Here is a 12,851-nt window from a genome sequence, read left to right as displayed (position 1 = left end):
GCCATAAAAAAGCCTCCCATTTCTTGTGTCCAAGAAATGGGAGGCAGTTCAACCAAGGCTCGGCGGGGCTTTTTGATCCTTAGGCACGCGCATGTCTTGTAGATACCGGCGGGCTTTGCCCATCATAGGCTTTTGCGCGGGTAGAATGCATGGATAACTTGATGCTTGCAGGCGACGGAAAGGAAACGTTGCATGGACCAGGACAAGACGACCGTGATGGGCGGCTACGGTTCCGCGCAGGCTGGCGATAGCGCCGATGCGACTCGCGTTGTTTCCAACCCCGGTTATACCGACCCCGCCGCGACGCAGACGTCTGCCGAACCCACACGGGTTATAGGCTACGGCGATACACCACGGGATCCGTTTGATTATGCACCGCAGGACCCGTATGACAATGCGGCGCCGGACCCGTATGGCAATGCGGCGACAGATGCTTATAACAACCTGCCGCATAATCCCATTCCGCAGCCTCAGCAGACGACGTATATGCCGCGTACGGCGCAGGTCCAGTCTCGTTATGAGTCGCGCGATCCGCATGCGTGCCAGCCGTATCGCGAGTATCCCAAATCGATTCCGCAGTATGGTGAGGACGAGGAGAAGGCACCGTCGCGTTCGTCGAGCGTGATCAAGAAAATCCTGATTGTGCTGGCGATCTTCTTTGCCTTGTCGATCGTGTTCGCCATCGTGTCGGGCATGCTCAACAAGCGGGGCGCCACGACCGATGCCACGACCGAGCAGGCCGAGACCACCCAGTCTGCTGCCGTCGACCTGAGCGATATCCCGGGACAGTACTGGTCCAACGCCAAGAAGCTCCTCAAGTCGCGCGGAGCCGACCTTTCGAACGCCGTGATTCTGACCGACGATGGCTCAACGCCCGTCATCGATTCCAACTGGGTTGTTACGAATGCCTACTATAACGACAACGGCAACCTGGAGATTCAGCTCACGCACAAGAACAGCTATGGCAACTCGTCCGGCGGCCAAAGCGGTACCGACAGCTCGAGCTCCAATACGCTGGAGGACTTGAGCAACAAGGCGCAGGAGTTGGGAGATAAGGCGCAAGAGCTGGGCGATACGGCACAAAACCTGGGTGATACTGCTCAGAATCTGGGCGATATGGCTACCAATGCCTGGGACGCTCTGCAAAACGGCATTTCGGGCGCACAGGGTAACTAGCTGTTAAGCGGGCTACAGCTGCTCTGCCGGACGGTCGGGCGAGCTAAAGCCCGAGTCAAACGTAACGACGCATGATGCATCGGGCCGGCGCTCGTGCACGATGCGCGTGACGAGCTCCAGTAGCTCTTCGTCGGATATGTCAAAGCCGTCGGGACGCACCAGGTCAAACGAAACAAAGCCGTCGTGCTCGTGCAGGTCGTGGATGGAAAGCGCAGGGTCGATCTGCGCTACGCCGCGCTTTACCCAGCCGCGCAGGTCGTCACCGGTTGTTGCAATGGGGTCGCAGTGCAGCGTAATGCCAATGCCCATCTGGCGTTTGATGTCGTGTTCGATGGTGTCCAGAATCTCGTGGTGCTCAAAGGCATCGCCCTCGCCGGGCATTTCCACGTGTGCGCTGGCAAACTGACGGCCGGGGCCGTAGTCATGCACCATGAGGTCGTGCGTGCCTAGAACCTGGGGGTATGACATGATCCTGTCGCGGATTTCCTGGACGAGCTTGGGGTCGGGCGCTTGCCCCAACAGCGGGCTGATGGCGTCGCGCACCAGGCCCATGCCGCTGATGCAAATGAAGATGCCCACGCCCAGGCCTGCCCAGCCGTCGAGATCAAAGCCGGTCGCTTGCGAAATAAGCGCCGCCGCCAAGACCGAGCCCGAGGTGATGACGTCATTCTTGGAGTCCTGCGCCGTGGCGATGAGCGTTTCGGAATCGATGCGGTTACCCAGCGTGCGGTTGAACGCGGCCATCCAGAGCTTTACGAGCATGGACGTAGCCAGTGCCGCAAGGGAAATGAACGTGTAAGCGGTGGGGGAAGGCTTGATGATCTTGGTGACCGACTCGAGGATCAGATTGATGCCGACGGCGCAAACCAGGACGGCGACGAACAGGCCGGCTAGGTACTCATAGCGACCGTGGCCATAGGGGTGGCCTTCGTCTGCCGGGCGGCTGGCAAGGCGGAACCCGAGCAGACTCACGATGTTGCTCGAGGCATCGGAGAGGTTGTTGAAAGCGTCGGCGATGAGGGAGACGGAGCCGGCGAGCAGGCCCGCGATGCCCTTGGCCAGGCACAGGGTGATGTTGAGGCCAATGCAGACGAGGCTTGCGGAAAAGCCCGCGTTGGTGCGGCAAGATGCATCGACCGGCTCGCTCTCGCTGCCGGGAACAAGCGTATGTACCAGCCGATTTACAAATAGCATAGCGGTCGTCCTCACAATCATGTTTAAGGGGATAGTGTAGCTCGCACGGGGGCGCCGTGCGCCGATGCTCAGAAAATGCAGCAATAGTCTGCCGGTGCTAACGAGCGAGCCTTCTCGTCTGCCTGGGTGGTCCATTTTGGGCCACATGGGTATGGGCATGTGCCTGCTTGCTCGACATACTTAATGTCGACAGCCCCTGTGCAAAGGAGGACGTTTCCATGGACGAGATGTTTGCCATTAAATGTCAAAACTGCGGCGGCCCTATGTACTCGCACCAGGCTAAGCGCAGCTTTGAGTGCGCCTATTGCGGCACGGTGGTTCCGTGGCAGGCGGACGCCGGAGAGCCCAAGAGCGCTTTGGGTATTCGCCATACGCCGTTGACGGTGGTGGATGGACTGCTCAAACTCACGCATGTGTCGCAACTCGAGCGCCCGCAGGACCCGGACTGGTATTTCTTCAATGCGCACTGGCGCAATCAGTCGGTCCTGGAACATCTGCTGTGGGAGGATCGCGGCACGGCGCAGGAGTTCCAAGAGGCCACGCATGTGAGCATTCCTTGCCCCTTCTGCGGAGCGTCCTTTGAGGGCGAGTCAGCGCAGCGTGTGTTTGAGTGCCCGTCCTGCGGCAATAAGATCGGCATTGCGGACCTGCTCAAGCCGGGGACGTTTAGCAAGCGCCTGACCATGGGCGTTGGTGCGGAGTATGTGCCCGAGCAGGGTATTCCCTGCGAAATCTCGCCGCAGCAGGCACGTGCCAACGCGCTGCAGCTGGTGCGCCAGTATCCGGATGCCTTTGCCGGGCACGACGTGGAAGACGCGATCCAAAACGACATGATGCTCTTCTATTTCCCCATGGCGCTGGCGGACTTGCGCATGATGGCGAGCTTCCCGGGCAAGGGCCTGAGCAAGGAGGCCTTGGTGTACTACGAGGTGCTCGACTGGGCATACCCCAGGGCAAACTACCTGGACGTTCGCCTCATGGGCATTTTGGAGCCGTGGGACTTTGCCAAGGTCGGTCCGTTCGATCCCGCCATGCAGGAAGGTGACTTTCGCGTTGTCTCAGTCGATGCGTCTACCAAGGACCAGGTGGTCATTGATAAGTTGGCGCTCGACGTTGCGGGCAACGACGCCGAGGCTGTACTGGGGCTCAATAAAAAGAGCATTCGCATGTGGGCGCGCAAGGCCCGCAAACATAAGGACGGCCTGGTGATGGTGCCGGTCTACTTTGTCGATCGTCCGGCGACAGACGGCCGCGATGGCGAGCAGGTGCGCATTGCCGTAAACGGCCAGACGGGCCGCGCGGCCGCGGTGGTGTTTAGCGACAAGCGCGAAACGCATATCGTGGCGTCGCTCAGCCCGAGCCTGCATCTGTCCGGTGAGAGCACCGTGCACGCCACGCCCGTCGAGGTCAAATACGTTAAATCGCCCTTCCTGTACCAGATCGTGCGCCGTGGAGGCGGCGAGCAACCGCGCCAGGTTGCAGCGGTTGCCGAGGGTTCTTACCGAGAGGAAAAGCCCAAACGCAAGGGCTTGTTCGCTGCGATCTTTGGGAAGTAGGGGAGTAGCGCCGGTTGTTGCCGTAACGTGATGGCCGGGGGTGCGGGGCGGCTCTCAGGAGTGCGGGCTGCTGTCTGATTGTTTGAGGGTGCCAGATGTAAATAAACAGTGGAGCGGCTGCAAAAGAGCTGCCTCACTGGGTAAAATCAGGTTGTGCCGCGGAACCCGCTCCTCAGCGCTTAAACTTCGGAGACGCGGGCAACGCAGGTATTATCGTCTAGGGCCGGCTGCAACCGGCCCTTTTCTATGACTCCCTTCGCTATCCGTTACTGCTTATATTCCCGCCAGATCGCGTAGAGGTTCCGGGCAATGCCGGTCGCGTACATCGAGAGGCGCAGGATTTCAAGAAACAAGTTCATAGGCTTCACCCCAATCGGAGATCGGAGCGTTGCCCGCAGGCGGATTCCGCGGCAGACAAGATTTTACCCTATACGCCGCAGCGGGGGATATCTGACCCCAGTGTTAGAGTGGTGTCCATTTGCATGGATGACCGGGCATGATCGCGACATGTCCTGGAGTTGAAATGCCGCTGGGGATACGAGGGGGAGCCGGGGTCGGATGTTGGGGCTCAACGAAGCAAGTGGCGCTTCTGTCTTTTTGGGATCGGGGATGCGAATCAGCCTGCAGCAATGGGCCCAGCTCGATTCGGGGCGCAGTGAGTCCCGAATCGAGCGTTCCTGGCTGCCATGCATGTCAGGTGATGAAAGCCCACAGCGGCATCGCCTTACACGGCAACGGGGGCCTCTTTGGGGCGTCCCACCCTTGGTGCATCGGCGAGTCGTGCCTCGATGGAGGCTTTGGACATCATGTGCTTGGTGCCATCCTTCCATGAATCCAGCAGTCCTGCATTTAGCAGTTGTGACACCCGTGCTGAGCTAACACCGAGCATACGCGCGGCATCCACTGCGGTGACGGCGGGAATGTCGCCGAGTTCGCGGTTGACGGCTACAGCGATAATCTTGCCGCCGTGTCGCGGCTCATGTCCGAAGTCTGGCACGGGAAGTTCAATGCCGTCCGAATCAAAGAACTCGAATTCCCATACGTAAACCAGGTAAGACCTCCTCTAATGGCGAATAATACGAGGCGTGCTCCTAGAATATTCCGGTCGCATCGATGCAGCTGAGCATACCTATCTTAAAGCCTCGCGCGGACACGAATTGCTGTGCTGTCTGACATCATCGCATGGGGCCTTGCGGTGGTTAAAATGTGACCATAGAGGCAGTTTTAGCGAACCCCGCGGGAGTGACGCGTATGGACAACAACACGCTGCTGTTCCAGGACAAAGGTTCGGGTAGGTTTAAAGACGTCAAGATCTACCTTAACCGCATCGAGGTGCTCAAGAAGGGCACTTTTGGTGGCAAGCACACCGAGATTGTTTATCTTAAGGACATTACGGGGGTCAGCAGGATCAAGGGCCGCGACGTTTTCCTACGTAACAGGCTGTTGACTGCCTGTGTCTTTAGTCTGAGCAGCCGCTCCCAAGCTCAGGAGTTCGTGAATGCGCTGAACATGGTGATGTAGCCGATAACGGTGTTCGGGCTAAGGTAAAAATCGGGGCGCAGAACGGTATTCTGCGCCCCCCCAATTGAGTCGATGTGTCTAAAAGGCGGGCTTGCCTATTCGCTGTCGTCCCCAACGTTTTCGCGGTCATTGGCAAGCATCGCCGCGCCGGCGACCGTTGTCGCCACGGCGGCGGCAGCGAGCCCGGCGGCAACGCCAGAGCCGTCGCCCGTGTCGGCGAGTTTTCCGGTCGAGCCCTTGCTCTTGTTGCCGCCGCCGTTCTTGTCGGCGCCGTCTGCGTTGGAACCCGTGCCGCTACCGGTGCCGCCTGCACTGCCCGAGGCCGCTACGGTAAAGCTTGCGGCTCCATCGCTGGCGAGCGTGTAGTTTTGCGCCGCGTCGCCCAACAGACCTTTCGCACGCACCCAATACGTCCCCGCGGCAAATGCCTCGCCCTCGGCCATTGCCGTGCCCGGAGCGCCGTCCGCGTCGTGCACAAACTCGAGCTGGGCGGTGCAGGCGTCGGTTTCGAGCTTGCCCTCGAGTGATGCCGCAATCTTGGCGCGCACGTCTTCGCCGGCCTTAAGGCCTTCGAGTCCCTCAAAATGGGGCGTCAGCGCGAGCGGATCGATATCGATGGGCACAGAGCCCTGCAGCCCCGTAACGGTCTCGTTGCCCAGGGCGTCGACATCCACGTATTCAATGGCAAACGCATGGCCCGAAGCTGTCGCGTTGAGCGCGTTGCTGCTGTCGGCAAGGCGGAAATGACCCTCGCCAACGGTCTTGCCATCCTGGAATGAGGCATCGCTCAGCGAGTCGCCGTACGTCATGCGCATGCGGGTCGGGAGATAGTACGGGAGATAGTACGAAGCCGTCTGCTTGTGCTCCGTATCGTAATTGCGCTGATAGATGCTCCGGGCCAGCGCCGCATCAACAAAGTCGGATGCGATGATGCCAATGTGCTTGAGGTAATCTGACTTTGTATCCTCGATGCCGCTGGGATTGATGTACGGGCTCTTATACAGATGCTCGTTGACTACTCGTGCCGAGGTAAAAGGATTGCCTCCGTGCGACAAGCCCGTGCAGCTGGTGTAGTTGATAGACCAGCAACGCTCCAGGACTTTCTCCTTGGCCCCGTTATCGTCCTCGACATCTACCTCGTTGCGCGTGCGCCCGGACGTTTCCTTCAGCGCATTATCGACCCAGCTGAGCTTGTCGGTTCCCGTGAGTTTGTACTTGTCCTGGGCGTATACCTTGGTGCAATAGGGCTCTTTATCGCCTGTTTCCCCCGCGGCTTCAAAGCCCCGCGCGTCTTGGACGAGACACATAGTGGCGCTGTCGGAGTGAGCCTTGATCTTGTCATCCCATTCGGTAAGGTCGAGGCCCCACGTGTGGCCGCTTACACTGTTGCCGGCGAGCCTAAATCGACGCAGCAGAACGATCTTTCCGCGCACCTCGTGTAGCGTGGGGATTCGGCTCGACGTATAGAACAGTTTGGGGTTGTCGTCCAAAACCTTGGCGAAAGCCGTCGTAACACTTTCGTCGGTAGCCTCGTCGTTGCCTCGTGATACAAGCATGATGAGCGCTTCTGTCGGGTTTTCGTTCAAAAACGTTTTAAAGTACCCGATGACATCGGAGAGATGCAGATAGTCCCCGTCTTTTTTGAATAGGTAGAAATCCCCGTGGCAGATGCCAGGGTTGTCGCCCTTTCCGAGCCGGATATCAAAATAGCGAATGCCTTCGAGCAACTGCGTGGGAATGTAATCCTGCTGGCATTTTACTTGCGAGGATTGGGGCTCGGTGTCGTTGTCCACGCTACAGGTGCCCGAATCGTGCGTACCCGGGATGCTCAGCTCGTCGAGGAACTTGTTGTCGTCGACGTATTTCATCCAACATGGCCCATCGACGTAGCTGCTGTACGTGATCCAGTCGAGGCTGCTAACCGTGGCATCGTTCTTTTTCATGTCGTAACCGATAAGTTCGAGCTCCCACGGAATGCTCTTACTCTTATGGCAGATCTTATTGTTGTCCTGGTCTTCGCCGTTCGATTCTATTGCCAGGTACTTAATGTCTTTTTTCTCGGTTTCTTTCTCGACCGTGCGGTCTCGGATGATATAGGTTCCGTTTGATTGCCGCTCGAACGCAAAAGCGCGGCTGGGCTTGTTGTCATACTCGCCGCTCCATACGTGGATGACCTTTCCGTCTTTGTCCGAGTCGCCATCGACCGACCAAATGCTGTAGCCCGTCTTTTTATGCTCTTCGAAATTGAGCAAGGTGCGGATAGCATACCAGTTTGTATCGTCATTCTTGGTCGTTACGTTCTCAAGGATGAGCTTGCTGGACGTGCCGTCATTAAACAGATGGCAGACGTTGCCGATGACGTTGCCGTCTTCGTTAACGCTTGCGGTACGAAAATAGCCCGCGGGGCGAAGGCGAATGACGAAATTGTCGAGGCTGACTGCTGGCCCGGCCGTGCTGTCCGCAAAGGCTGCCCGCGGGCTAATGCCCAGCATGGCGGTTTCGGGCAGGCTTGCAAGTGGCGACAACGCCGCGAGTCCAAGGCCCAACGTAAATGCTCGGCGGCTGATGGCGCGGTGTTCGGTCATAACTTCTCCATTCGTAGAGTGCGGTTATGCGATAGTTTTGGTCACTATACTGCTCAGATGTTTAAAGATGCTGGTTTAATTGTCTGCGCGGCGCAATAAATCGGCGGGCGGACGTGTTGGGGTGCTTGTCGTTTTCGTACTGTTGCTACATTTGGAGCGGTTCCGGCGTCCGGCATCCTCGCGTTCGTTGGCTACCGGCATAAGAAAGGGAGGGTCGGTTTACCGGCCCTCCCTGGGTACGAAGCTCTGGGGTACCGTCGCTTGTTTGCACTGCGCCTGTGTTTCCCGCTGCACTCGCCAGTCGCTTAACGCTTGATCTCGATATCGTCGAGCTTGACGTCCATGGCCTCGGTCTTGGCCTCGGCGATGTCGTCGGCAAACTCCAGAGACTTCATCATGGTCTCGACGGCGTCCTTGTGTTCCTCGACGTTGTCGATGCGCACATACACACTGCCACCGTCAACGTCGGTGAAGTGCTCGGTCGTCACGCCGCCCGAGTGCGTAAAGTAGGCACTGCGCCAGGTCTTGCCGTTGTACTTAACGGGATCGCTCTCGGTCCATCCGGAGTTGGCCTTCCACTTTGCCTCGTAGTCGAACAGCTCGTCGGCGTTCTTGTCAGGATCGAAGACGGGGATGAAGCGGTCGCTGGCGTGCTCGCTCTCGGTGAACTTAAACTGGGCCCTATCGGCCGTGTCGCCTGCGACGTCGGTGATCTCGACGCCCTCGGGGACCTCGACCTTAAACCAAATGAAATCGGTCCTCATATCCACGGCTGGCTTTTCTGCTCCGCCGCCACCGCCGCTTCCGGTAGCGCCGCCGCTGCCACCGCAGCCCACTAGGGAGACTGCGGCTAAGAGGCTTATGCAGAGGGTGAGAATCGCAAAGGCCTTCTTTTTCATGGTCGTGTCCTCCTCGATCTGTAACCGCCCATGGATTACCTGCCTTTACTGTACGCGCGAGCGGCTCGTTCTGGTGGGCCATGTGTCCCATTCTGGGGGCTGGAATTGCGCCGACAAGTGGCAATATACGCGGGTCCAAAAGAGGGGAGGGCCGATGCTGTCGGCCCTCCCCGGGGTTGGGTGCCCGTTGTTTTAAAAGGGGCGCGTGTACGCGGGCGTTGCCCCAACAGGTTCCTTGTTTATAGATATGCCCCAGTTTGTGACGTCCGGAAGTCTCGAAAGGTGGGCCATGTGTCCCATGCTTGCGTTGTCGACGCCTATCGCGTGCCATAGAAATCCGCGATGGCCAGATGCGCTGACGCTCGCGTACTTATGGGCTAGACTTAGCACCATTACGTGATCGATGCGGTCGGCCGGCGTCGGCCGCCCGACCGATATATATGACTTGAAGGTGCGTGTGCGTATGAGCCAAGAGATGATGGATAAAACCTGTCGCGGTTTTGCCGAGGCGCTGGCCGCGCGCGAGCCGGTTCCCGGTGGTGGCAGCGCGAGCGCTTTTGTGGGCGCGCTGGGCGCCTCGCTTTGCGGGATGGTCGCTCGTTATGGGGCAACTAATCCCGCGCTTGCCGATCGCGCAGACGATCTGACGCGCGCATTTGCCCAGGCAGACGAGTTGGTGCAGGAGCTTGTGGGCCTGGTTGCCGAGGATGTTCGTGCATACGGCCAGGTATCTGCGGCATACGGTATTCCTCGTGATGATCCGGCTCGACCTGCGGCGATTCAGGATGCGCTGCGCGTGGCTGCCATGCCTCCGTATCGGATCATGGACGCCTGCGGGCGCGCGCTGGCGCTGCTCGAGGTCATGGCGGACAAGGGCTCCCGACAGCTGCTGTCCGACGTGGCGTGCGGTGCCGTATTCTGCCGCGCCGCCATGCAGGGCGCGAGCCTGACGCTCTTTGCGAACACCACATCTATGAAGGATCGCGCTCGTGCTGAGGAGCTCGAGACGGCGTGTGATGAGTTGCTCGACACATGGTTGCCGCGCGCCGATGCGCTGGCGCGCCGCGCCTCCGACGCTGCAAGGAAAAGGGGATAGACATGGCTGAACTGCTGAAGGGTGCTCCCGTTGCTCGCGCTTTGACTGAGGAACTTGCTGCTCGCTGCGCAGCCCTGCGCGAGCGGGGCGTTGTTCCGACGTTGGCTATCGTGCGCGTGGGCGAGCGCGAGGACGACCTGTCCTATGAGCGTGGCGCTCTTAAACGCTGCGAAAAGGTTGGCATCGAGGCTCGTCGCGTTTTGCTTCCTGCCGACGTCTCGCAGGACGAGCTGCTGGCGGCTATCGAGGGCATTAATGCCGACTTGGCTGTTCATGGCTGTTTGATGTTCCGCCCGCTGCCCGCCGGCCTTGACGAGGATGCGTTTGCCGCGGCGCTCGATCCCGCCAAGGATGTTGACTCCATGACGCCGGCCTCGCTGCTTACCACGCTTTCGGGTCGTGGCGAGGGCTTTGCTCCCTGCACGGCCGAGGCCGTGTTGGCGTTGCTGGACCATTACAGTGTTGAGCTGGATGGGGCCAAGGTTGCGGTCGTCGGTCGGTCTCTGGTGATTGGTCGTCCCGTTGCCGCCATGCTTACGGCTCGCAATGCCACGGTGACGATGTGCCATACGCATACACGCGATCTTGCTGCCGAGTGCCGTTCTGCCGACATTGTGGTTGCCGCCGTTGGACGCGCGCGTACGATTGGCGTGGATGCCGTTCGCGAGGGCCAGACGATCATCGATGTTGGCATTAATTGGGACGAGGCCGCTGGCAAGCTGGTCGGGGACGTTGATTTTGATGCTGCAGAGCCGGTTGTTGACACCATCACGCCCGTGCCGGGCGGCGTGGGAGCTGTGACGACGGCGATCCTCGCCAAACACGTGATCGAAGCGGCCGAGCGCGCATTGAAATAGGCGTTTTGGGCTGTTTGAGGGGTTAGTTCTATACCCCGTGGACAAAAAATGCCAAATATGAGTACTGTTGCCAAGATAGTCACATATGTCTTACGTCTTTTTGGCTTCCTAACGGTATCCATTATCGTTAGGAAGCCTATTTTATTGAACTTATGGGGAATAACGTTGTCTTGCTTTTGGGCAAATGGGGATTTTCGGCACTCGTTACAGGGAAATTTGCTGCCACTAAATTGGTGACAGTACTCATATTTGGCATTTTTTGACCACGGGGGCTGCCGAGGCCGTGGTTTCGCCCTTTCTGCGCCGAAGCGATACACTGTTATCGTTTGATTTCTTCACTCAAGGAGGATGCGCATGCCGTGCACAACGATTCTGGTCGGTAAAAACGCAAGCTACGACGGGTCGACCCTGGTCGCGCGTAACGAGGACTCGTCCAACGGGGTGTTTGAGCCCAAGCGTATGCGCGTGGTGCATCCCGACGAGCAGCCGCGCGTCTACACGAGCGTCCTGAGTCACCTGACCGTTGAACTGCCCGATAACCCCATGCGCTACACGAGCGTCCCCGATGTTGTCCCGGGCCACGGCATCTGGGCCGAGGCCGGTTTCAACGAGCTCAATGTGGGCATGTCCGCAACCGAGACGCTCACCACCAACGAGCGCGTCCGCGGCGCCGACCCACTCGTGGACTACGTGCCCGCCAAGGGCAACGAGGGTGAGGACGGCTATGTGCCGGCGCAACCTGGTGGCCTGGGCGAGGAGGATATGGTGACCCTGGTCCTGCCCTACGCCAAGTCCGCCCGCGACGGCGTCCGTATCCTGGGCGACCTGCTCGAGCGCTACGGCACCTACGAGAACAACGGCATCGCCTTTAGTGATGTGGACGAGATCTGGTGGCTCGAGACCATCGGTGGTCACCACTGGATTGCCAAGCGTGTGCCCGATGACGCCTATGTGACCATGCCCAACCAGCTGGGTATCGACAGCTTTGACCTGGATGACGCCGAGGGCGCCCAGGCCGACCATATGTGCTCCGCCGACTTGCGCGCCTGGATGGCCGAGTGGCATCTGGACCTGACGCTGGGCGTCGAGGGCGACGGCCCGGCTGTGGTCTTTAACCCGCGCGAGGCCTTTGGCTCGCACAGCGACAGCGACCATGTCTACAACACGCCGCGCGCCTGGTACATGCAGCGCTGCCTCAACCCCAGCGACGTGTGGGATGGCCCCGACGCCGACTTCACGCCCGAGAGCGACGACATCCCTTGGAGCCGCGTGCCCGAGCGCAAGGTGACCATCGAGGACATTAAGTACGTGCTTTCGAGCCACTACCAGGGCACGGAGTACGACTGCTACGGCAGCAAGGGCACGCCCGCCACGCGCGGCGCCTATCGCCCCATCGGCATCAACCGCAACAGCCAGCTCGCCGTGTTGCAGCTGCGTTCCTATGCGCAGCCGGCCTATCGCGCCGTGCAGTGGATGGCCTTTGGCTCCAACTCGTTTAACGCGCTGGTTCCGCTGTACGCCAACGTCGAGACCATGCCCGAGTACTATGCCGACACGCAGGCTCGCGTGACGTCCGAAAACTTCTACTGGGCCAACCGCCTGATCGGTGCCCTGGCCGACGTCCGTTTCCATGAGTGCGGCCGCGCGGTCGAGGATTATCAGGAGAAGATCGGTGGCATGGGCCACAAGCAGATCCATGACGTCGACGCTGCCGTAGCCGCTCTGCCCGAGGCCGAGGTGCCTTCCGAGCTTACACGCGCCAACGAGGCCTTTGCCGAGCGTGTTCGCGTGGAGACCGATGCCCTGCTGGGCAAGGTGCTCTACACCACGAGCTGCGCCATGAAGAACTCTTTCGCGATGAACGACAACGTGAGGTAGGGATTTCCCGTCGATCGAATAGCGCTAAAACGCTTTGTCGCTTTCGCTCAATCTTGGGTACAAGAACGCCAATGCAGTTGTTTGTGATT

The 12,851-nt window shown here is 59.4% G+C and carries 10 protein-coding genes; 6 read left to right on the top strand and 4 right to left on the bottom strand.

Annotated features, from left to right (window positions below; all coding sequences use genetic code 11):
* The first annotated feature begins 192 nt into the window (after nt 1–192).
* Nucleotides 193–1,176, top strand: a complete 984-nt coding sequence (locus DWZ01_RS09675) for a hypothetical protein (RefSeq protein ID WP_117848844.1) — start codon at nt 193–195, stop codon at nt 1,174–1,176.
* A gap of 12 nt (nt 1,177–1,188) precedes the next feature.
* On the opposite strand, the gene DWZ01_RS09670 is transcribed toward DWZ01_RS09675, so the two are convergent.
* Complete coding sequence (locus DWZ01_RS09670) at nt 1,189–2,370, bottom strand: cation diffusion facilitator family transporter (protein WP_117769539.1); 1,182 nt, start codon at nt 2,368–2,370, stop codon at nt 1,189–1,191.
* Between the two features lie 218 nt (nt 2,371–2,588).
* On the opposite strand from DWZ01_RS09670, the gene DWZ01_RS09665 reads away from it, so the two are divergent.
* Complete coding sequence (locus DWZ01_RS09665; RefSeq protein ID WP_117769541.1) at nt 2,589–3,926, top strand: hypothetical protein; 1,338 nt, start codon at nt 2,589–2,591, stop codon at nt 3,924–3,926.
* A 724-nt stretch (nt 3,927–4,650) separates the two neighbouring features.
* Here DWZ01_RS09665 and DWZ01_RS09660 read toward each other — a convergent pair.
* A complete protein-coding gene (locus tag DWZ01_RS09660) occupies nt 4,651–4,923 on the bottom strand; it encodes a helix-turn-helix domain-containing protein (protein WP_117848843.1) in 273 nt (90 codons plus the stop codon).
* Nucleotides 4,924–5,177: 254 nt separating this feature from the next.
* Here DWZ01_RS09660 and DWZ01_RS09655 point away from each other — a divergent pair, with 254 nt between their 5' ends.
* Nucleotides 5,178–5,447, top strand: coding sequence for a hypothetical protein (locus DWZ01_RS09655; RefSeq protein WP_117769543.1), 270 nt, complete (start codon nt 5,178–5,180; stop codon nt 5,445–5,447).
* Nucleotides 5,448–5,542: 95 nt separating this feature from the next.
* On the opposite strand, the gene DWZ01_RS09650 is transcribed toward DWZ01_RS09655, so the two are convergent.
* Nucleotides 5,543–8,032, bottom strand: coding sequence for a phosphatidylinositol-specific phospholipase C (locus DWZ01_RS09650; protein ID WP_117769545.1), 2,490 nt, complete (start codon nt 8,030–8,032; stop codon nt 5,543–5,545).
* Nucleotides 8,033–8,337: 305 nt separating this feature from the next.
* Nucleotides 8,338–8,931, bottom strand: a complete 594-nt coding sequence (locus tag DWZ01_RS09645; protein ID WP_117769547.1) for a hypothetical protein — start codon at nt 8,929–8,931, stop codon at nt 8,338–8,340.
* Between the two features lie 463 nt (nt 8,932–9,394).
* On the opposite strand from DWZ01_RS09645, the gene DWZ01_RS09640 reads away from it, so the two are divergent.
* The 3 genes from DWZ01_RS09640 (at nt 9,395) to DWZ01_RS09630 (ending at nt 12,762) form a co-directional block, all read left to right on the top strand.
* Nucleotides 9,395–10,027: a cyclodeaminase/cyclohydrolase family protein gene (locus DWZ01_RS09640; protein WP_158557029.1), complete on the top strand. Its 633-nt coding sequence runs from the start codon at nt 9,395–9,397 to the stop codon at nt 10,025–10,027.
* 2 nt (nt 10,028–10,029) lie between these two features.
* A complete protein-coding gene (locus DWZ01_RS09635; protein ID WP_117848839.1) occupies nt 10,030–10,884 on the top strand; it encodes a bifunctional 5,10-methylenetetrahydrofolate dehydrogenase/5,10-methenyltetrahydrofolate cyclohydrolase in 855 nt (284 codons plus the stop codon).
* Between the two features lie 354 nt (nt 10,885–11,238).
* Nucleotides 11,239–12,762, top strand: a complete 1,524-nt coding sequence (locus DWZ01_RS09630) for a C69 family dipeptidase (RefSeq protein WP_117770612.1) — start codon at nt 11,239–11,241, stop codon at nt 12,760–12,762.
* The last annotated feature ends 89 nt before the right edge of the window (nt 12,763–12,851 follow it).

Origin of the sequence: Collinsella sp. AF28-5AC, from assembly GCF_003457875.1 — a bacterium.
Taxonomy (GTDB): domain Bacteria; phylum Actinomycetota; class Coriobacteriia; order Coriobacteriales; family Coriobacteriaceae; genus Collinsella.
Note: the sequence above shows the minus strand (reverse complement) of the source record. Positions and strands in the feature narration are given on the sequence as shown.

Excerpts from the sequence above, each read along its gene's own strand:
- DWZ01_RS09675 (WP_117848844.1), top strand. The coding sequence starts at position 193 with ATGGACCAGGACAAGACGACCGTGATGGGCGGCTACGGTTCCGCGCAG.
- DWZ01_RS09670 (WP_117769539.1), bottom strand. The coding sequence starts at position 2,370 with ATGCTATTTGTAAATCGGCTGGTACATACGCTTGTTCCCGGCAGCGAG.
- DWZ01_RS09665 (WP_117769541.1), top strand. The coding sequence starts at position 2,589 with ATGGACGAGATGTTTGCCATTAAATGTCAAAACTGCGGCGGCCCTATG.
- DWZ01_RS09655 (WP_117769543.1), top strand. The coding sequence starts at position 5,178 with ATGGACAACAACACGCTGCTGTTCCAGGACAAAGGTTCGGGTAGGTTT.
- DWZ01_RS09650 (WP_117769545.1), bottom strand. The coding sequence starts at position 8,032 with ATGACCGAACACCGCGCCATCAGCCGCCGAGCATTTACGTTGGGCCTT.
- DWZ01_RS09645 (WP_117769547.1), bottom strand. The coding sequence starts at position 8,931 with ATGAAAAAGAAGGCCTTTGCGATTCTCACCCTCTGCATAAGCCTCTTA.
- DWZ01_RS09640 (WP_158557029.1), top strand. The coding sequence starts at position 9,395 with ATGAGCCAAGAGATGATGGATAAAACCTGTCGCGGTTTTGCCGAGGCG.
- DWZ01_RS09635 (WP_117848839.1), top strand. The coding sequence starts at position 10,030 with ATGGCTGAACTGCTGAAGGGTGCTCCCGTTGCTCGCGCTTTGACTGAG.
- DWZ01_RS09630 (WP_117770612.1), top strand. The coding sequence starts at position 11,239 with ATGCCGTGCACAACGATTCTGGTCGGTAAAAACGCAAGCTACGACGGG.